This window comes from Veillonella sp. T14073-2 (genome assembly GCF_002959875.1).
GTDB lineage: Bacteria > Bacillota > Negativicutes > Veillonellales > Veillonellaceae > Veillonella > Veillonella infantium.
On record NZ_PPDC01000006.1, the window covers coordinates 436,796 to 458,472 of the forward strand.

Here is a 21,677-nt window from a genome sequence, read left to right on the forward strand (position 1 = left end):
GCTTATCTACGAATCATCATTTCTTCAAGATCGAGAACATCAGCAATTTCATCAACATCATCACAGATGTATTCTGCATCGGCTTCTTTTAGTTCAGCTTCTGTACCATAACCATAGGTAACGCCGATAGAAATACAACCAAGTTCGTTAGCTGCCTCTACATCATACTTACGATCGCCTACCATAAAGGCCAAACGACGACCATTTTCATCAGTTAAAGGATTGCCACAAAGTTTAAGAGCTTTTTCGAGAATCTCTTTTTTATGCAATAAACCACTTTCATAATTAGCCCCCACAATTACATCAAAGTAAGGTGTTAATTCAAAGTGATCTAAAATATCCTTAGCATAATGCTCAGGCTTTGCAGTAGCAACGGCAATAGTATATTGTTCTGTTTTGCATTTAGCCAACAAGTCTACAATATTCGGATACACTTGATTTTCAAATTTACCGATTGTACCATATCGTTCGCGGAATTTAAAGTACGTTTCTTCCGCTTGGTCAAAGGTCATGCCACAATGCTCTTGAAAAGCATCTACCAATGGTGGTCCTAAAAACAATTGTAATGTTTCTTCATCTGGCACATCATAACCGAAATGTTCTAGTGCAAATTTAATACTTTTAAGAATACCCTCTTGAGAGTCAGTTAAAGTTCCATCTAAGTCAAATAATATTGTTTTCTTCATATTATTTCTTTAAAGCCTCTTTTAATGTATGCCATGCAAGAACCGCACACTTAACACGTGCTGGCATGTTAGAAATATTTTGCAATGCCATAGCATCTTCTAATTCTTCTAACTCATTTTCATCGGTAATTTCTTTTTTGATCATACCTAAGAAAATTTCTACCAAACGAAGAGCTTCCTCAACAGATTTCCCCTTAATAATATCAATCATCATAGATGCAGATGCTTGACTGATAGCACAACCAGAGCCGGTATAAGCAGCATCTTTGATAATGCCATCTTCTACGTTGAGTTGTAATGTTAGATCATCACCACAACTAGGGTTATGGCCATGTTCAGAATTTGTAAAATGAGCTAACTCATGTTTATTACGCTTATCTTGGTTATGTTCCAAAATAAGTTCTGTATATAATTGATCCATTTCCATTGATGGTAAATCTCCTAATCTTTAAAACCCATTACTGAACGAACTGTCTTTAATACTTCTAGGAATGCATCTAAATCTTCCTTACGAGTATATAAGTACATGCTTAGACGAGTAGATGCAGATACATTGTAGAATGCACCTAATGGTTGTGCACAATGGTGTCCAGAACGAACACAAATGCCTTTAGAGTCCAAAATTGTAGCTACATCATGAGGATGTACATCATCTACAGTGAACGCGATTACACCATGTTTTTCCTTAGGATTTTGGGATCCAATCACGTGAACATGTGGCAATGCAACAATTTTAGGAAGAATATATGCTACTAATTCCTCCTCATAAGCCTCAATAGCATCCATGCCAAAGGATTCTAAATAATCAATTGCCGCATGCAAGGAAACGGCACCATCAGCATTTGGTGTACCTGCTTCAAACTTATATGGAAGCTCATTGAATGTAGCAGTTTGTTCTTTTACATATTCAATCATATCCCCGCCCAATAGGAAAGGTGGCATAGCCTCTAATAACTCACGTTTACCATAAAGTACACCAATACCTTGAGATGCACACATTTTATGACCAGAGAATACGAAGAAATCACAATCTAATTCTTGGACATCAATTTTTTTATGAGGTGTAGATTGAGCACCATCGAGAACTACTACAGCACCTACGGAATGCGCTTTTTCAGTTAATTCCTTTACAGGGAATTCCATACCAAGCACGTTACTAACATGAGCAAAGGCTACAATTTTAGTGTTCTCATCAATTTTATTGATTTCACCATCTTTTAAATGCCCATGTTCATCAAGGTACATATATTCTAAGGTTGCCCCTGTTTGTTCTGCTACATATTGCCATGTTACAAGATTGGCATGATGTTCCGCAACAGTAATGACAATCTTGTCACCTTTCTTCACATTATGAAGACCATAGCTATGAGCAATCAAGTTCATAGATTCTGTACTATTACGTGTAAATACAACTTCTTCACGTTCACGAGCATTGATAAATTCAACTACGCGATCACGTGCATTTTCATAGTCTTCAGACGCTTCAATAGCTAAAATATGAGAGCCACGATGTGGATTACCATTACGTTGTGTCATATGTTCCACAACACGATCAATTACGGATTGTGGAATTTGTGCAGTAGCACCGCTATCTAAATAGATAACGCGGTGCCCATTATGCTCTTTATGTAGTATAGGAAAGTCTTTGTATGCTTCTGCAATTGGTCTCATAAAAACGCCTCTTTAAATTTTATTACGTACAGCTGCTAACGCTGCTTCTTCAATCGTTTCATCACCAATGCGATCAATAATAGGTCGAATCATAGATTCTACAATGATATGTTTTGCTTCTACTTCACTAAAGCCACGGCTCATGATATAGAACAATTTATTATGATCAATTTGGCCTGCACTTGCTGCATGATTACCCACTACATTATCTTCTTTACACAATAATAGAGGTAAAGAAATAGATTTTACAGTTGGATCTAACAATAAGCAAGTATCTTCTTCCGCACCTTCAGAAGCTGTTGCACCATGAAGGAAATCAAGAGTACCACGGAAAGATTTTTTAGAATGCCCACTAAGAGCACCTAATGTATGAATATCACTGAAGGATTTTTTACCACCATGACTCATAATCATGGAAATATCAAATTTTTGTTCTTCGTTACCAAGATAAGCAATATCATGAACCATACGAGATTCTTGACCTACTAAATCATGATAGTAGTTCAAAATATTTTCGCTACCACCAAGTTCAATGTTAATGTATTCTACATCTGCTTTATCTTCCAATTTTGTATAACGATGTTCAATATGTTGTACATGTTCAGGTAAAAGATTTACCTTTTTCACTACAACTTTACCGCCTTCTTTTACATCGTATTCATTTAGATAACTAACATTTGTTAAAGCTTCACCAGTGCCAGTTACATAGAATTGTACCTCTAGTTCTGCCCCTTCACCAACGATGAATTGGAAACGGTTAGCTACACGTGCATTAGCATCAATACGGATGCCTACAACTTCCTTTTCCTTAGCAGGAACATTGATAGCATAACCTTCTGCATTATCCACCAATGCTTGAACAGCATCCTTATTAGCACCTTCATATTTAGCATTTAACAGTGCTGTTCCTGTAGGCAATGGTGAAAGTATATTTTGATTCGCTTCTACAGCGATGGATTGAACAGATGTATCTTCTCCAGCTAGAGAGCTTACAGTATGGTTAACACGCAACCATCTGAATGTCGGTCTAGGGAGTTCATTAAATAGTAATTCGCTCATAATTCCTCCTTAACCGATAGAACCTTCTAATTCAAGATTGATTAGATTGTTCATTTCTACAGCATACTCAAGTGGTAATTCTTTGGAGATTGGCTCAACGAAACCACGAACGAGCATTGCACGAGCTTCTTCTTCGCTAATACCACGTGTCATGAGATAGAAAATCGCTTCATCTGAAATACGACCGATTTTAGCTTCATGACCTAAATCCACATTATCGTTTTCTACGATAATAGCTGGAATTGTATCAGATTGAGACTCTGCATCAAGCATCAAGGATTCACAAGATACAGTCGCTTTGGAATGTTCTGCTTTAGGGCCAATTTTCAAGAGACCACGGTAAATAGCAGCACCACCGGATTTGGAAATAGATTTAGAGTTTACATTACTAGTTGTGTAAGGAGCATTATGAACTACTTTACAACCAGTATCAAGGAATTGTCCTTCACCAGCAAATGTTACACCTGTGAATTCAGCATGTGCACCTTCGCCATTAAGGATACTCATTGGATACAAGCAAGATACTTTAGAACCGAAGGAACCTGATACCCACTCAATAGTACCACCTTTACCAACTACACAACGTTTTGTGTTAAGGTTGTACATGTTTTTGGACCAGTTTTCAATTGTAGAATAACGCAATGTAGCATTATCCTTTACAAACAATTCAACGGCACCGGCATGAAGGTTAGATACGTCGTATTTAGGAGCAGAACAACCTTCGATGAAGTGCAATTTAGCACCTTCTTCTACGATGATCATAGTATGTTCAAACTGACCAGCACCTGGTGCATTCAAGCGGAAATAGGATTGCAATGGAATCTCTACTTGTACGCCTGCTGGAACATATACGAAGGAACCACCAGACCAAACGGCACCATGAAGAGCAGCCCATTTATGATCTGTAGGTGGAATCAATGTCATCCAGTATTTTTTTACAATTTCTTCATGCTCATGAAGTGCGGTTTCGATATCAGTATAGATAACGCCTTGTTTAACAAGATCTTCTTGGATACTGTGATATACAACTTCAGAGTCATATTGAGCACCAACACCTGCAAGAGATGTTTTTTCCGCTTCTGGAATACCTAAGCGGTCAAAAGTACTTTTAATTTCTTCTGGAACTTCGTCCCAGTTTTCTTTCATATCTACTTTTGGCTTAACATAAGTATGGATATTTGCCATATCTAAGCCAGAAATATCAGGAATCCAATTTGGAATACCCATGCGATTGTAGATTTCTAAAGATTTCAAACGGAAGTCAAGCATCCATTCAGGTTCATTTTTATTAGACCAAATTTCACGGATAATATCTTCTGTTAAACCAGCATCAGAAATATAAGAATATTCAAAGTCATTCTTAATATCGTAGACACCACGGTCCATATCCGCGACTTGGGTTTTCTTTCTTTCTTCCATTGTGCCTCCTATGCTAATGCTTTGTATGCGTCGTAACCTTTTTCTTCGATTTCACGTACAAGAGAAGCATCACCAGTTTTAACGATCTTACCATTGATCAATACATGAACGAAATCAGGTTTTAACTTTTGCAAGATTTGGTTATGATGAGTGATGATCAATACAGCATTTTCTTCGTTGTGGAAACGTTGTACACCTTCAGATACGATACGAACCGCATCTACGTCAAGGCCGGAGTCTGTTTCATCAAGAATAGCCAATTTAGGATTCAAAATGGACATTTGAAGAATTTCATTTTTCTTGCGTTCACCACCGGAGAACCCTTCATTTACATAACGTTGTGCATAAGATACATCGAAGGATAATTCATCCATTTTTTCTTTCAATTCTTTTTTGAAAGATAAAGCACGTACATTTTCACCAGTAATTGTAGATTTCGCAGTACGGATGAAGTTTTCTACTGTAATGCCAGGAATAGAAATTGGATTTTGGAAGGACATAAAGATACCTGCTTTCGCACGATCATTTACTGCATCTTCCGTAATATCTTTACCATCAAAAATAATAGAGCCGCTATCTACAGTATATGTAGTGTTACCCATGATAGCATTGGCAAGTGTAGATTTACCTGCACCATTTGTCCCCATTACAACATGAATTTCACCTTTATTAATTGTTAAGTTGATACCTTTTAAGATTTGTTTACCTTCAACGGATACCTTTAAATCTTTTATCTGAAGTAATTCAGCCAAAATGTTCACTCCTTCTCATAATGTATGTATTGATAAAAAACATACAAGCATTATATGTAAAACGTATATATTGACACATATAAAAAGGCGGTACGCACTAACGTGAATACCGCCGTAATTCTCGCCAACTTAGCAAGTATGTGCATAACAATCTATAATCATTATACAGTCTTATCTAAATGATAGCAAGATATTCCTACTAAAATATACAGGAATTAAAAGAATATCATATATTACATATATTGATAGGTTATATTTAATATTCATTCTCATCCTATTCGATTCTCAATATTAAATTATAGGTTAGAGAAATCGAGGGTGCCAAACAAATCATCATATGTTTCAGCACGACGAATTTGTGTAACAGAACCGTCTTTATGTAATAACAACTCAGCAGAGCGCAATTTACCATTATAGTTGAAGCCCATAGAGTGACCGTGCGCACCAGCATCATGAATGATGATACGATCGCCAATATCGATTTTTGGCAACTCACGTTGAATAGCAAATTTATCATTATTTTCACATAAAGAACCAGTTACATCGTACACATGATCCTTAGGAGCATTTTCTTTACCCATTACAGTAATATGGTGGTAAGAACCATATAATGCTGGACGCATAAGATTAGCCATACAGGAATCTAAACCGATGTAGTGACGATAAATATCCTTTTTGTGAATTGCTGTAGAAACTAAGTAACCAAATGGACCTGTAACCATACGACCACATTCATAAGCCAATGCTACATCACCAAGGCCATTAGCTACTAGAATTCTATTATAGGCCTCTTCTACACCTTTACTAAGTGCATTGAAGTCTACTGGTGTTTGTTCTGGTTTATAAGCAACACCTACACCACCACCAAGGTCGATAAACTCAACATTGATGCCTAGTTCATTTTTAATATCTACTGCTAGATTGAAGCAAAGTTCAGCAGTACCAACTAAGCCATCAATATCAAGCTCGTTAGATACAACCATTGTATGGATACCAAAGTGTTTTACACCTTTAGCTTGCAATTGTTTATAAGCTTCAAAAATCTGTTCACGTGTCATACCATATTTAGCTTCTTCAGGAAGGCCGATAATTGTATTGCCCCCTTCTTTTAAGGAGCCTGGGTTATAACGTACGCAGAATGTATCAGGCAAAGAACCATGATTTTTTTCCAAATATTCAATATGAGTAATATCGTCAAGATTGATAATAGCACCTAATTCAAGTGCTTTTTTATATTCCACATATGGTGTGTCATTAGATGTGAACATAATATCATGACCTGTAATGCCCACTTTTTCACATAGCATTAACTCTGCTAAGGAAGAACAATCGGCACCTACACCAAGCTTTTGTAATACACGCATAATATATGGATTAGGAGTTGCTTTTACAGCAAAATATTGTTTGAACCCTTTATTCCAAGAAAATGCATTAATGAATGCTTTCATATTTTCAATGATACCTTCTTCATCATAAATATGGAATGGTGTTGGGTATTGGGCAATAATATTTTCCAATTGTTCAGCTGTAAACGGAACTGTTTTTGTGTTCATAATAACCTCGCTATACAAATAAAAGACCCATCAAACGATGAGTCTATTATCCTAATTATTATTTAAATAAAGCTTTATCAAGACTATAGCGACCTGCGCCAGCGAAGAACAACATAAGAGCACCGAAGCCCATTTGAGATGGGTAATCCCAACTAAAGAAACTACCGTTAATACTCAATGTTGTTGCCATAGCTAATGTACCGATGAGCATAAGAGATCCAATTCTAGTGAATAGACCTAAAACAATAAGAATACCACCAATCATTTCAGCACAAGATGCCATAGTACCTAATATTTCATATCCACCAGGTACGCCTAATGGAGCCAACATAGATCCAACTTTATAAAGGCCTTCAGGACCACTTAACCATTTTAGATAACCATGATAAAACATGGAAATACCAAGTGCCAAACGGTAAATTAAGAGGCCAAAATTAACATAATTAGGTTTACTTTTAAAAATAAAGCTTAACATAGTAATCCTTCTTTCAAATCAAAATAAAATCGAAATAATTCGATATCGTTATTATAGAGGAGAAAAACTACCATGTCAAACTAGACTCAATATTAAATTCTATAGAATTATAACATATGTGGTATACAAAATCAATTTTATCGATTTGATAAACCTCACATACTATTCTGATTCAAATAATTTAATCGTCAAGAATACTCATATACCATCTATACTATTAGTAGTATCTATAATATCTGTACCATATGTATTGTAAACTAACAGGAATAATCTTCTTAAATACAAAAATAATCCTAATGAAAAAGTGAACATATAGTTCCCAATTCATTAGGATTATTCTAAATTTTATAGATTATGCGCTAAGCAGTTGATTACATCATTCCGCCCATGCCACCCATTGGAGGCATTGCAGGTGCTGCAGCATTTTCTTCTACTTTATCAGCTACGATTGTTTCAGTAGTCAATACAAGAGATGCAATGGATGCAGCATTTTGAAGTGCAGAACGTGTTACTTTAGCAGGGTCCACGATACCAGCTTTAACCATGTCGATATATTCTTCAGTCAAAGCGTTGAAACCAACACCAGCTTCTGTATTTTTAACTTTTTCTACTACAACGGAACCTTCAAGACCAGCATTGTAAGCGATTTGACGAAGAGGTTCTTCTACTGCACGTTTAACAAGGTTAATACCAGTTTGAACGTCACCAGTTTCTTCTAATGTGTTCAATGCAGGGATAATATCGATGAATGTAGTACCACCACCAGCTACGATACCTTCTTCAACAGCAGCACGAGTTGCGTTCAATGCGTCTTCGATACGAAGTTTTTTATCTTTCATTTCAACTTCTGTAGCAGCACCTACTTCGATAACTGCAACACCACCGGATAATTTTGCAAGACGTTCTTGTAATTTTTCACGGTCGAATTCGGAAGTTGTTTCTTCTACTTGTGCACGAATTTGGCTTACACGTTTAGCGATTACGTCTTTATCGCCTACACCATCGATGATTGTAGTTTCATCTTTAGTGATGCGAACTTGACGAGCTGTACCAAGATCTGTAAGTTCTACAGAATCAAGTTTACGGCCCATATCTTCAGTAATTACAGTACCACCAGTCAAAATAGCGATATCTTCAAGCATAGCTTTACGACGGTCACCGAAGCCAGGAGCTTTTACAGCTACTGCTTTGAAAGTACCACGCAAGCGGTTTACTACCAATGTAGCCAATGCTTCACCTTCTACATCTTCAGCGATGATAAGAAGTTCTTTACCTACTTTTACCACTTTTTCAAGTGTTGGCAACATATCAGCAATAGCACTGATTTTACGGTCAGTAATCAAGATGTATGGGTTATCCATAACAGCTTCCATACGATCAGGATCAGTTACCATGTAAGGGGAAATGTAACCACGGTCAAATTGCATACCTTCTACTACGTTTAATGCAGTTTGCAAGCCTTTGGATTCTTCTACAGTGATAACGCCGTCGTTACCTACTTTTTCCATAGCTTCAGCAATTAAGCCACCGATTTCTTCATCCGCAGCGGATACACTTGCAACTTGAGCGATTTCAGCTTTACCAGAAACTTTAATGGAACGTTTTTTAATTTCTTCAACCAAAGTTTTAACTGCTGTTTCAATACCTTTTTTCAAGATCATTGGGTTTGCACCAGCTGCTACGTTGCGCATACCTTCTTGAATCATAGCTTGAGCCAATACTGTTGCAGTAGTAGTACCATCACCTGCTACGTCGTTAGTTTTAGTAGCAACTTCTTTAACTAATTGAGCGCCCATGTTTTCAAATGGATCTGGAAGTTCGATATCACGAGCAATAGTTACACCATCATTTGTGATTGTTGGGGAACCGAATTTTTTATCCAATACAACATTACGACCTTTTGGTCCCAATGTAACTTTTACAGCGTTTGCCAATTGATCAACGCCACGACCTAAAGCGCGACGAGCTTCTTCATTAAACAAGATTTCTTTTGCCATATGTATTACCTCCTAGATAATAACAGTATCTAATGTAAGGGAATGTATATGCCCGTAGGCAGTATAGAATGTATCAATAGTATGTTTAGCTCTATACAGATATATTAGCTATTATAATACTGCTAAGATATCGCGTTCGCTAATGATCAAATGAGTAGCGCCATCGATTTCTAATTCGCTACCAGCATATTTTGCGAACATAACAGTATCGCCAACTTTAACTTCTGGAGCTACACGTTGACCATTGTCATAAACTTTACCAGCACCTACAGCTACTACTACGCCTTCTTGAGGTTTTTCTTTTGCTGTATCAGGAAGGAAAATACCACTTTTAGTTTTTTCTTCTTTTGCTTCTAAACGGATAAGAACGCGGTCAGCTAATGGTTTTAACATATGATGTCACTCCTTATTTACTAGTTATTATTTACAATTCATTAGCACTCTAAGTAGTCGAGTGCTAATCACATGTATTATTATAACCTATGTCAAAATAAATGCAAGTAGAAATTTTGATTTTTTGACTTTTTAGTTTTTATTTGATGTTAGGCACAAAAAAACTAGTATAAGTTTTGATTCTTATACTAGTCTTTGTATCTATTTTGAAACTTGATTAATTAATGCTTTACAGATATTAACAATACTATCTCGTTTCTTCATACTTAAGGCACGAATACGATTGTACGCTTCCTCTTCTGATATAGAGTATAGCTCCATCAATATACCGGTCCCTTTTTGAATGATTTTACGATCTTCTAATGATTGTTCTAATTCAGCCATTTTTTCACGTAGCTCAGCATCACTATGATAGCGCCCTAATGCCATTTCTAAGGTTGGAACCAATTGTTCTTCACGAATAGGCTTAATTAAATATCCATATACGCCAGATTCTCTAGCCTTATTTATTAAATCCTGTTGACTATAACTAGTTAATAGAACTACTGGTGCTTCATGGTGAAAGCCAATTTGACGTGCTGCTTCGATGCCATCTAATTCTGGCATTTTTACATCCATTAAAACAATATCAGGTTTATATTCTTTGCAAAGCTTGATGGCTTCAACACCATTAGTCCCTTCTGCCACAACTTCATGACCACAGGATTCAATAATATCGCGTAGATCCATACGTATAAGGGATTCATCATCCACTATTAAAACGCGCATTTACTTCTCCTTCTTCATATGTATTGTCACTAGAACACCGGTATCAGTATTTTTAACAGATAGACGCCCTTTTAACTCATGTGCAACTAAATTATTAATAATAGTTAATCCTAATCGCTTATTCGAGTTAATAGAGAAATCTTGAGGTAACCCTTTTCCCGTATCAGAAAAATCTAATACAATATATTCCTCTAATTCCGAAACTGCTAGACGAATCTCCCCTGCTTTACCATCTAAACCATGTTCGAGACTATTAGTGATTAACTCATTAATTATGAGGGATACATAACTTGCCATATGGGATGAAATCAATATATCTTCTCCACTATAGGTAAAGGTAACCTCTTGGTCTTGTCGAATCATACTCATGCGCAATAAACGACATAACTCGTCATAGATTGATCGGATACCAATATAATCCTCATCATAATGGGACACAATATCATGAACCAAAGCCATACTTTCAATACGATTGATTCCCTCTTGTAAGGCTTGTTTAACTTCTGGCAGGCTAGAACGTCTTGCTTCCATACGTAGTAATCCCGCTACAGTTTGTAAATTGTTTTTTACACGGTGATGAACCTCTTTGATAATAGAATTTTTTACTAGCAATTCTTGTTGCTGCTTACTTTCACGGGTACAATCGTGAAGCACGAGGAAACAACGTGTTTCATTGCGTCCCATAGCAATAGGAATCATATGCTGACGAATTACCATATCTTGATAAATTTCTTCACTAGTGTATATCGTTCTATCATCCAACACTTGTTGTATGGCGGAAATTTTTAAGGTACTGCTATAAATTGATGACCCTACTAGTCGTCGATCAAATCCAAGTAAATCTACTAATTGTATAGCTGACTCATTACCATAGAGAATTCTATGAGAATCATCAAAGATGATTAAACCATCAAAATAAGAAATTGGCTCATACGATTGTATTTGCTCATCTGTAGCAGTTAGCATGAGGCGTTGCATCGTATCAGATAAGATATATTCTTGTTCATATTGATTTTTTTTAATAGATGGAGATACTGTAAAAGCTATCCCCCCAATAATACGACCACCATTATCGACAACAGGAAAAACATGTTGTCGTTGATCATGCTCTCCCCCAATAAGAGGTTGACCATTTTCCATCATAGAATGCCACGTATTATTTCCTTTTAATTGTCGAGTAATAACACCTTGCTCGGTCCGTTCAATGCATAGCATATCTGCACGTTGCTGCATATCACCTTGTGGTTTTTCTAGAAGAGGCGTAAAAATCTGTATCCTTTGACGGGTCAATGACTCGCCAAAGGATATAAGTTTACTAATATGCTCTAGTAATGAGGTTTGTAATGGGCCTAATGATGTTGTATTTAAAATATCTTGACCGATATCCACAATTAATCCTCTTTCCAAGATACATGACCAATTTCAACACTTGGCTTTGCATTCAATGTTAAATCGCCAAATTTACCAGCTTGAGCCATATAATAGGCACGACAACCAATCATAGCAGCATTATCGGTGGACAGAATTTTATGAGGCTTGTAATAGGTAAAGCCTTCTTCCTTACACATAACCTCTAAGGCTTGTTGTAAGCCTTTATTAGCAGATACGCCTCCCGCAATGGTAATACGCGTTTCACCTAATGTATGAGCTGCATCTTTCGTTTTCTCAACTAATACATCAACAATAGCCTTTTGAAAGGACGCGGCAACATCGGCTTGGTTAATAGGTTCATTCTTTTGTTGCTTGCTATTTAAATAGTTTAATACAGCAGACTTTAAACCACTAAAACTAAATTCAAAATTACCAGGCTCACTTAAAGCCTTTGGAAATTCAATCGCATCTGGATTACCTTCAAGGGCAAGTGCATCAATATGAGGGCCACCGGGGTAAGGGAAGCCCATAACACGAGCAATTTTATCAAAGGCTTCACCCGCTGCATCATCACGAGTCTGACCAAGAATATCAAATTCTTCGTACCCTTTTACATGAACTAGCATGGTATGACCACCAGATACGACGAGGCTCAAAAATGGAGGTTCTAATTCTGGATTAGCTAAGAAGTTAGCAAAAATATGACCTTCCATATGGTGAACTGGTACCAAAGGAATGCCTGTAGCAAAGGATAATCCCTTTGCAGCAGCTACACCAACCAATAATGCCCCTACGAGACCAGGACCATAGGTAACACCAATGTGGTCGATATCTTGTAACGTTACATTCGCATCGCGTAGCGCTTGATCAATAACTGGTATAACTTGTTCTATATGGTGACGTGATGCGATTTCTGGCACAACACCACCAAATTTTCTATGAATAGGCACTTGGCTAGAAATTACATTAGATAAAACAGTGCGACCATCCTTTAAGACAGATGCAGATGTTTCATCACAACTACTTTCCAAGGCTAATGTGTATATACTCATTCTATTTCCTCTGAAACAAGAGACATAATATAAGCATCCTCTTTTGGCTCTGAATAATAATCTTTACGAATCCCTTTAACAGAGAATCCAAGATTTCTATACATCGCTAAGGCGGGCAAATTGGATATGCGTACCTCCAAGAAGATTTCGTGCATACCTCTCTTGAAACATTCATCTATTAATTGTTTAGTAAGTTCTGACCCATATCCCTTACCACGAGCAGAAGGAATAATGGCAATGTTTGTTATTTGTCCTTCATCATATACGAGCCAAGCACCAGCATAACCAACAATATGATTATCTTCGTAAATAACCATATATAATTTATTATCGGCCCCTTCAAGTTCAGCAAGTACAGATACCAAACTCCATGGAACTGAAAAGGACTGCTGTTCTATATCATAAATGACCTGAGCATCATCGATAGTTGCTAACCGAATCTCCATTATTCTGCTCCTGCCGCTTCAGTCACTACCACAGTAGGATTTTGATTTAACATTTCAGGATTATCCTTATGTCGTTCCTCCCATAACACCTCTGCCTCAGAGCGACGAATATAATAAGGAACCATATCCATTGGATCACATATCTCTTCACGTTCGACCAATTCACGCCCCGCTAATAGTAACGAACTTGCCTTTGGAATACGTTGAGAAATATCTAGTATAGTCAAATTAGTATCGCCTTCCTCTAAGAGCTTTTCAATGCGCTTGATGCCATCCCCTAAGAATAGAACCTCTTCCTTTGTTTCTCTAAATTTATCTAATAAATCACTAGCAGCAATAACAAATGGCTCCTCTTTACATACTAGTTTATTATTTTCATATCTATATAAACCAGCATATACATGCTTTTTCTGAGCATCGATAACGGTACAAATTGTACGATTTGTATATGAAACATTATGAGCTAAGCTGTCCATTGTCATCACACCATACAATGGAATTTGTAAGGCGTAAGCCATTGCTTTAGCAGTCCCCATGCCAATACGCAATCCAGTGAAAGAACCAGGCCCGATACTAACGATAATACCTTTTAACTCATTCTTTTTTACTTGTGAGGCACGCAATAACATATCAATGTGAGGTATTAGTTGCTCAGAATGAGTTAATCCAGCTTGGATAGTCAACTCACCAATAAGGTTATGTTCATCCATTAAAGCCACACTTGAAACGAGTGAGCTTGTCTCAATTCCTAACCACATATGGGCCTCCTATTTCTACTAAATCACCCTCTGAAAGGTAATCACTACCTAATGTGATAGATCGGCTTGTATCATCAATGCGCGTCAAATAAATCCATAATGTTTCATCTGGTAATTCATCTGGGAATTTATCCGCCCATTCCACAATGGATACACAATCCTCTGTATATTCGTAGAAGCCAATATTTTCAAGCTCGCTTATATCATCCAAACGATATACATCAAAATGATATAAATGTGTTCTATCCACATCATAAGTATTCATGATTGCAAAGGTAGGGCTTGTAATCTCCTCTGTAACTCCAAAGCCTTTCGCAATACCTTGGGATAGGTGCGTTTTTCCTGTCCCCAAATCACCAATTAAAGCAATACATAAAGGTTCTCCGCTTTGTTTGGCCCATCTGCCTAATAACTGTCCAAATTGTTGTGTATCTTCTACTGTATGAGTTTCTAATTGAACATGTGCCTTATGATTCATGAAAATGATTATATCCTTTCGCTTCTATGGTCTTAATCGTTTTATCCGGTGTTACCATCTGAACATGACATGGTCCAGATATAACTTCACCGATTATAGTAATGCCAGATAAACTCTCTAATTTAGGAATCAATGCTTTAGGAGCCGTGAATACTAGTTGAAAATCCTCACCACCATATAATGCATAATCCACTGGATTAGTCTGTAAATACTTAGCTAATTCATAAGTTTCTTCATGAAGTGGAATAGCTTTTTCCTCTATAACAATGGATACGTTACTAGCCGATGCAATTTCATTTAATTCACTACCAAGACCATCACTAATATCATTCATACTATGAATTCCCAGTTGTCTCAATTGTTGACCTAATTCAATTTGTGGATCAGGTCGTTGATGACCAACCTTCGTCATAGCATAGCCATCTAAATTATAGGATAACGCACCTAAACCTGTGGCAGCATAACCTACATAATTTGTAATGCCCACAATATCGCCAACTTGTGCACCACTACGCATAATAGCAGTGCCAGTAGGAACCTCGCCTATGATGGTAACAGTCCACACCATAGGTCCTTCCGTACGTACCGTATCTCCACCAAGTATATTGAGATGATATCTAGCACATTGAGCTTTAATGCCTCTATAGATTTCATCTAGAATAACAGTATCAACATATTCAGGTGCCGCCACAGATAAGACTATTTGTCGAGGGGTCCCCCCCATAGCAGCAATATCACTTAAATTAGCTGTCATGAGACGATAGCCTACATCATAAGGTTTCATGTAGCGAAAGCTAAAATGAATACCTTCCACCATCGTATCTGTACTAATTAATTGATCTGTTTCATCTGTAGCACGATACACTGCACAATCATCACCAATCCCTGTAATTACAGTGCTCGAATCATGTATCGTATCATTTTGAATGTGGCGTATGAAATTAAATTCCCCTACATCTTTTAATTGCATCTCATCACCTGGCTTCCGATTAGTATACATATTGTATTGTAACATATATAAAAGACAACAAAAATAGCAGATAGTTGATATATCAACTATCTGCTATCAATGAGCCTAATATAATTATTTTTTAATTAGGTTTGTCATCCGTTTAACAGGATCTTTCGTATCAAAGGAACCTACAGTAAGAACCTTTTTACCATTATTAACGAAGAGAACGCCATTAATATTATCAAAGGATGTCAATGTATTTACAATGGCAGCCATTTGCAATTTAACAGTTAAGTCCCCACCATTACCTTTTACGAAAGCGTCATTAACCTCTACGGAAGCAATGCCGTCCTTTACAGTAACGGATGTGATTTCAATATCCTTAGAGAATACTGGATATTTTTGTGCTCTATCAGCTTTTAGCATCGCTAGAAGAGCAGCTTTAGGCGTTACTTTATCCGCCTCCATCTCAACAGTTGATTGTGTTACCCCTGAGCCATCCTCTGTTGGAACAAAGAAGGCCATCTTAACCTTTTCTTGAGATACTTTCGTTGTTTCTGCATCCTTATTGACTTTCGTCTCTTGCACAGGTTCACTTTTACCTGTTGTAGGAGCTTGATTAGGTGTACAACCTGCTACAAATGCAAGCAAGCCTACACAGAGGATCGACAGAACTTGTTTACGTAATTTCATCGATTAACCTCCAAAGTAACTAGCAATACCATTGGCAATGCGATTAGCAAAGTCTTCTTGTGTTTGAGCAGATTGCAATGCACGTTCCTCATTAGGGTTAGAAATAAATCCAAGCTCTACAAGAATGGCAGGCATATTAGTATGTCTTAATACATACAAATTGCCTTCTTGAATGCCACGGTCACCATTGAATCCTGGTTCACTAGCAATTTGAGATTGTACCTTTTGAGCTAAACGAGCATCATTACCTGTTTTAGAATAGTAGTATGTTGCAATACCACCAACACTTGGGTTGTTAAATGCGTTAATATGCACACTGATGAGCGCATCAGAATTGCTACGGTTCGCTACATTAACACGAGCGCCTAATTCATCAACACCACTTGCATTAGGACCATATACGTCTACGTCTGTAGTACGAGTCATAAGCACTTTAGCGCCACGATTTTCTAAAGCTTTTTTCAAGTACATAGAAATCGGTAGTGTAATATTTTTCTCTTGTACACCATGTGGTCCAACGGCACCAGAGTCACTACCACCATGACCTGGGTCAATAGTAATTGTCTTGCCAGATAAACCACCGCTAATAGAATAGTTACCAGATCCTGTCGGCATATTTTTCGCAGGATGTGCAGAAGGAGATGGACGTTTGCCATAGTAAGCAGGTTTAGGTGCCACACCTTTTTTCTGTACATCTACAACGATGCGATACGGTTTCTTATTAACCGTATCTTTTTTCAAGGAAAATACCTTTACATCACTCGTATCGATAGATGAAGGTGTCTTGATTGTTACTTTCACATCTCTGCCATCCTCTGTAAGTCTAGCAGAACTAGCTATGCTAGAGTCCATATTAATATTCACTTTAGCAGTTTTTAGCTTTGTGTTCTTTAAGGTAACAGTCGTCGTTTTCCCATCTTTGCTAATCGATGCAGATGCTTTCACAGGTGTTGATAGATCCATTACCATACGAACATATGGTACAGGTGCATCAGTTCGTGTCACCCATCGAGCATCTTCAAGATTAGCTGCCTTTGCTTGAGTCAAGAATAGAGGTAAAGCCATCAAGACAGCAAGGCACATAAAAAATAGTTTACGCAATACATTCACTCCAATCTAACTGACATACGTAGTGTCCAAACCATAGAGATGAGTCGATGATATCTTTGTGAATCAAAGTCTCATCGTTCCAATCTATCCATAAACTAATGTTAGATTATAGATAGATTATTTCATACAAACATGAAGATTAGTATGCCGATTATACATATTACTATATAAAGTCTTTATACAGTAAACACAAAAATCAGTTGCTTAAAATTATTTTTTGTGCTATACAATCGATACTAACGTTCAGTTGTAATTTGCCATTCATTCCCATCCGTACTAATGTGAATACGTCCCATCGTATCTGTACGGTAAATGGCAATATTGTTCTCCTGCAAACGACGCAATGTTATATCGTGAGGATGACCATAACTATTATACATGCCATTTGAAATTAATGCACTTTCTGGTTTAATAGATTTCAAAAAATCTTCAGAGCTACTTGTACGAGAACCGTGATGTCCTACCTTAAGAACGCGAGCAAACAGTCTAGAGTTCTGCTCTTTTATGAGTTTTTTCTCTTCTTGTAATTCTGCATCACCAGTAAAGAGCATAGAGAATTTACCAAAAATTAATTTACCTACGATAGAGTTATTATTAAGATCTGGCTCCCCTTTTTTATCTGTTAAAGGTTCCGCCCATGGTGCATATACTACAAATACAGCACCATGTCCAAAATCAACTACATCTCCACTACGCAATGTAGAGCGGTGGATTTTATTTTTATCAATCCATTTCTCATAGGTTTTATACATATTATTATCAACAGAAATGCCATCATCATACACATGTTCAATGGGCATAGCTTTCGCAATAGCATAGAATCCCCCCATATGATCAGCATGTGGATGTGTAATGATAATATTTTTTAACTTAGTAACACCCATAGATTTTAGCTGAGCTACAATATTCTCACGATGCTCTATGTCACCTGTATCGATCATACTATATTCATCGCCAACCTTAAGCAGTATAGCATCCCCTTGACCGATATCTAACATATATACGTCTAGATGGCCTTCAGGGTTCGTTTGCTTAGTATCGATAGAATAGCCTTCATTTGTACTAGAACTAGTCTGAGATGCTGCATTAGCTACATCTTTATGCGTACATCCTGCAATAGCAAAGATTGGAATACATAGCACTAATAAAAAGGCTATAAAGCGCTGTATTTTATTTGTCATTCTTATTCTCCCAATAATTCACTAATGACACAGCCTATAGAAGTACTTACATCACTAGGTGTATATCCCCAAGTTTTCGTATCACTTAGTATATCTGCACTGCGACTATGTACATAGACCCCTAAAATGGCACTATCCTGTAAGGAATACCCTTGGCTGATAAAGCCTGCAATGACTCCGGTTAATACATCCCCCATACCGCCAGTTCCCATACCAGCGTTTCCGATAGTATTAACATAAACTGTACCGTCAGGTAGTGCCACAACAGAAGGAATTCCTTTTAGAACAAGTACTACCTGATGAGCCTTAGCAAATGATCGTGCCAATGTAATATAGTGACGTTCAATCCATTTTATAGGTAAATCAATGAGCCTACTAAACTCACCTAAGTGAGGTGTCATAACACAATAAGGTAGATCTCGTTCCACCATGTATATAGACTCAATCGCACCATCGCGTAAGGCATCTTTATCAACAGAACCTACATGGCCCAACGCATAAAGCGCATCTGCGTCAAGAACTAATTGACCTTCGTAGCTATCTAAAATAGAATCTACAAAATCAGGAATATCACAAGTACGTCCTAGTCCTGGTCCCATAGCAACCACTTGGCGACCTTCTAACATAGCTTGATTAGCCTCTGTAGAGGTGACCATAACTTCCGGTATAATGCGACCTTGTACGATCTGTTTAATCGATTCTGGAACCCCTAATGTCACCTTGCCAGCACCACTATGAACTGCAGCCTCTGCAGCTAAAATAGGAGCACCAATCATATCACTAGAACCACCAATAATTAGGGTATTTCCATTTACTCCTTTATGAGCCATTGGAACTCGATAATTAATTAGTGTTTCTGCTAAATCTGAATCAATAGTTATAGTACTATCACGATTAACTAATACTTGCTGCCAAGGAGCTCCTAAAGGGGCAACAATAACTGTTCCCCCTATAGCCTTGCCCGGATACAACAATAGACCTTGTTTTATAGCACCAAAGGTTACTGTATAATCATAAGACAATGTGCCCTCTGAGATTTGACCAGAAGTTGCATCAACACCTGCAGGTACATCAATAGCCCACAAATCAAAATTATATTGACTGCGCATAGTATCAATAACGTGCAATATGTCTATTGTCGTATCTCGAAGACGTCCAGCTAACCCTGTTCCCATAATGCCTTCTACAACTATAGCTACATTTGACCAATCATTAAAATCATCAAACATATCAATGATACAGCCCATTGCTTCACATCTCTTGAGTTGAACTGCAAAAAGATCGCTACATTTGCTCGTATCTCCTACTAGTGCAACTTGTACCGGTACACCTTGCTCTAAAAGATAACGAGCTGCTACAAGGCCATCTGCCCCATTATTACCTGTACCACAGATAAATAGTACAAAACTATTGATAGAACGTGCATTATCTAAAGAAAACAAGTCATATTGTCCCCACAAAGCATCCACAATGCCACGTCCTGCATTTTCCATTAAAATTTCTAAAGAGACACCTAATTGCTTAGGTACTTCTTGATCTATATATCGAGCATCTTCAGTTGTTAATATTTGCATCTTATGCTCCTTCAAGTATAACTGTACTCATTGCATATGCTTTGCAATGACTAATCGATACATGTGTATCCGTATAGCCTAATGTTTCATAAATATCTTTAAAAGTATTTTGTAATCGAATTAAGGGTGCCCCTAATTCATCATGACCGATTTCTATATCTTGCCATGATCCATGACGCATTCCCGTACCTAATGCTTTAATGAAAGCCTCTTTAGCGGCATATATACCGGCATAAGACTCGTAACGCCCCTTATTTCGGCTTTCACAATAATCAATTTCATGAGGCGTATATACACGGTCGCGAAATGATTGAGATTTCTCTAAAGCTTGACGGATGCGGTCAATTTCTATAATATCATTCCCTAATTTCATAATAACTCCTAAATTACCCTAACATTTATATTATACACTCTTAAAGTGGATAAAAACATAGATAAAATCTAGGCATTTACAGAGAATGGCAATGTGGCTAGACTGTAAATTTCTACCTTACCTTTACGGTTAACCGCCACGTACATCTGACCATTACGGTAATCCATATCCTCTACTTCCATTCCTGAAGTATAAGGGCTTATATTCTTTACTACGCCTTCATCATCGACGAAAACGAAGGTCGTTAAGGTTGTAAAAATAGTGTTACCATTAGCAGCATAAGCACCATTATTATTTAAGTCGGTATGCTCTGCATCAATCTTATACGTTTTTACCTTATTAAAATTTGAATCATAGTAGTTAATAGTACGATGGGAATTTGTTAAAGGCACAATCGACACATATTCATTACGGTCTTTATCAAAGGCAAAATTAAATACCTTTTCTTTCAATTTAATGGGCGCTTCAACAATCATACTATCAGCTTCAATAGGTGTAACAATATATCCATCTACAACAGCATTAGTAGTATAGTAACGATTGTTATTCGGATTATAGGTTAACGTATTCATATGACCTAATAAACGTTTTTGACTATATTCATACTTAGCAGCTACTTGCAACGTTGTAGGATTAATTTCATAAATAATTTGCTTTGTATTATCAGCATTTATACATGCAAGGACAAATACATCTTTTTTTGAGTTATAACAAAAGCCTTGGCACTGATTAACAGAACTATCTAATGGTATCTCCGCCAATCGTGTTAACGGTAAAGGCATTTGGACAGCACTTACAGGTTGTGCAAGCTTTGGTATATCAAAGACATTAGCAATATAATCAATCATACCTTGATCCATATTATCACCTCAAGCGAACAAAAATGTATATAATCGTATATTAATTCACAAATATA

23 protein-coding genes are annotated in these 21,677 nt (G+C 37.1%); all 23 read right to left on the reverse strand.

Translation table 11 applies throughout. The annotated features are described in order from the left end of the window. Window positions 1–2: 2 nt before the first annotated feature. Complete coding sequence (locus tag VCHSUH04_RS05530; RefSeq protein ID WP_105085696.1) at window positions 3–686, reverse strand: HAD hydrolase-like protein; 684 nt, start codon at window positions 684–686, stop codon at window positions 3–5. A 1-nt stretch (window position 687) separates the two neighbouring features. Further along, complete coding sequence (sufU, locus tag VCHSUH04_RS05535; RefSeq protein ID WP_024066921.1) at window positions 688–1,113, reverse strand: Fe-S cluster assembly sulfur transfer protein SufU; 426 nt, start codon at window positions 1,111–1,113, stop codon at window positions 688–690. A gap of 14 nt (window positions 1,114–1,127) precedes the next feature. Further along, a complete protein-coding gene (locus VCHSUH04_RS05540) occupies window positions 1,128–2,357 on the reverse strand; it encodes a SufS family cysteine desulfurase (protein WP_060924276.1) in 1,230 nt (409 codons plus the stop codon). A 12-nt stretch (window positions 2,358–2,369) separates the two neighbouring features. Next, window positions 2,370–3,416: a SufD family Fe-S cluster assembly protein gene (locus tag VCHSUH04_RS05545; protein ID WP_105085697.1), complete on the reverse strand. Its 1,047-nt coding sequence runs from the start codon at window positions 3,414–3,416 to the stop codon at window positions 2,370–2,372. A gap of 9 nt (window positions 3,417–3,425) precedes the next feature. After that, a complete protein-coding gene (gene sufB / locus VCHSUH04_RS05550; RefSeq protein WP_060924274.1) occupies window positions 3,426–4,835 on the reverse strand; it encodes a Fe-S cluster assembly protein SufB in 1,410 nt (469 codons plus the stop codon). 8 nt (window positions 4,836–4,843) lie between these two features. Next, a complete protein-coding gene (gene sufC / locus VCHSUH04_RS05555; protein WP_060924273.1) occupies window positions 4,844–5,587 on the reverse strand; it encodes a Fe-S cluster assembly ATPase SufC in 744 nt (247 codons plus the stop codon). Between the two features lie 296 nt (window positions 5,588–5,883). Then, window positions 5,884–7,140 carry a diaminopimelate decarboxylase gene (locus tag VCHSUH04_RS05560; RefSeq protein WP_105085698.1) on the reverse strand — a complete coding sequence of 419 codons (1,257 nt, stop codon included), beginning with the start codon at window positions 7,138–7,140 and terminating at the stop codon, window positions 5,884–5,886. 58 nt (window positions 7,141–7,198) lie between these two features. Continuing rightward, a complete protein-coding gene (locus VCHSUH04_RS05565; RefSeq protein WP_024066583.1) occupies window positions 7,199–7,615 on the reverse strand; it encodes a DoxX family protein in 417 nt (138 codons plus the stop codon). A 371-nt stretch (window positions 7,616–7,986) separates the two neighbouring features. After that, window positions 7,987–9,612, reverse strand: a complete 1,626-nt coding sequence (groL, locus tag VCHSUH04_RS05570) for a chaperonin GroEL (RefSeq protein ID WP_024066582.1) — start codon at window positions 9,610–9,612, stop codon at window positions 7,987–7,989. A 111-nt stretch (window positions 9,613–9,723) separates the two neighbouring features. Next, entirely contained in the window at window positions 9,724–10,005 is a 282-nt protein-coding gene (groES, locus tag VCHSUH04_RS05575; RefSeq protein WP_004696047.1) for a co-chaperone GroES, read from the reverse strand. A gap of 201 nt (window positions 10,006–10,206) precedes the next feature. Beyond that, window positions 10,207–10,773 (reverse strand): ANTAR domain-containing response regulator, encoded by a 567-nt coding sequence (locus tag VCHSUH04_RS05580; protein WP_105085699.1) that lies wholly within the window; start codon window positions 10,771–10,773, stop codon window positions 10,207–10,209. Next, window positions 10,774–12,162, reverse strand: coding sequence for a sensor histidine kinase (locus VCHSUH04_RS05585; RefSeq protein WP_105085700.1), 1,389 nt, complete (start codon window positions 12,160–12,162; stop codon window positions 10,774–10,776). It abuts the gene before it with no gap. 2 nt (window positions 12,163–12,164) lie between these two features. Beyond that, complete coding sequence (gene tsaD / locus VCHSUH04_RS05590) at window positions 12,165–13,196, reverse strand: tRNA (adenosine(37)-N6)-threonylcarbamoyltransferase complex transferase subunit TsaD (RefSeq protein WP_024066579.1); 1,032 nt, start codon at window positions 13,194–13,196, stop codon at window positions 12,165–12,167. Next, a complete protein-coding gene (gene rimI / locus VCHSUH04_RS05595) occupies window positions 13,193–13,642 on the reverse strand; it encodes a ribosomal protein S18-alanine N-acetyltransferase (protein WP_105085701.1) in 450 nt (149 codons plus the stop codon). Before rimI ends, tsaD begins: the two co-directional genes overlap by 4 nt. Continuing rightward, on the reverse strand, window positions 13,642–14,400 hold the full coding sequence (tsaB, locus tag VCHSUH04_RS05600) for a tRNA (adenosine(37)-N6)-threonylcarbamoyltransferase complex dimerization subunit type 1 TsaB (protein WP_105085702.1): 759 nt from the start codon (window positions 14,398–14,400) through the stop codon (window positions 13,642–13,644). The genes rimI and tsaB overlap by 1 nt, the downstream gene beginning before the upstream one ends. Then, window positions 14,384–14,878, reverse strand: coding sequence for a tRNA (adenosine(37)-N6)-threonylcarbamoyltransferase complex ATPase subunit type 1 TsaE (gene tsaE, locus VCHSUH04_RS05605; protein ID WP_024066576.1), 495 nt, complete (start codon window positions 14,876–14,878; stop codon window positions 14,384–14,386). Before tsaE ends, tsaB begins: the two co-directional genes overlap by 17 nt. Beyond that, window positions 14,868–15,848 carry a thiamine-phosphate kinase gene (thiL, locus tag VCHSUH04_RS05610; RefSeq protein WP_105085703.1) on the reverse strand — a complete coding sequence of 327 codons (981 nt, stop codon included), beginning with the start codon at window positions 15,846–15,848 and terminating at the stop codon, window positions 14,868–14,870. Before thiL ends, tsaE begins: the two co-directional genes overlap by 11 nt. A 114-nt stretch (window positions 15,849–15,962) precedes the next feature. Further along, on the reverse strand, window positions 15,963–16,523 hold the full coding sequence (locus VCHSUH04_RS05615; protein ID WP_105085704.1) for a GerMN domain-containing protein: 561 nt from the start codon (window positions 16,521–16,523) through the stop codon (window positions 15,963–15,965). Between the two features lie 3 nt (window positions 16,524–16,526). Continuing rightward, complete coding sequence (locus VCHSUH04_RS05620) at window positions 16,527–17,624, reverse strand: N-acetylmuramoyl-L-alanine amidase (protein ID WP_105085705.1); 1,098 nt, start codon at window positions 17,622–17,624, stop codon at window positions 16,527–16,529. A 245-nt stretch (window positions 17,625–17,869) separates the two neighbouring features. Beyond that, a complete protein-coding gene (locus VCHSUH04_RS05625; RefSeq protein WP_105085706.1) occupies window positions 17,870–18,814 on the reverse strand; it encodes a ComEC/Rec2 family competence protein in 945 nt (314 codons plus the stop codon). Between the two features lie 2 nt (window positions 18,815–18,816). Beyond that, window positions 18,817–20,388, reverse strand: coding sequence for an NAD(P)H-hydrate dehydratase (locus VCHSUH04_RS05630; protein ID WP_105085707.1), 1,572 nt, complete (start codon window positions 20,386–20,388; stop codon window positions 18,817–18,819). Window position 20,389: 1 nt separating this feature from the next. Next, a complete protein-coding gene (gene acpS / locus VCHSUH04_RS05635; RefSeq protein WP_105085708.1) occupies window positions 20,390–20,761 on the reverse strand; it encodes a holo-ACP synthase in 372 nt (123 codons plus the stop codon). 68 nt (window positions 20,762–20,829) lie between these two features. Then, window positions 20,830–21,621: a hypothetical protein gene (locus tag VCHSUH04_RS05640; RefSeq protein WP_105085709.1), complete on the reverse strand. Its 792-nt coding sequence runs from the start codon at window positions 21,619–21,621 to the stop codon at window positions 20,830–20,832. Window positions 21,622–21,677 lie beyond the last annotated feature (56 nt).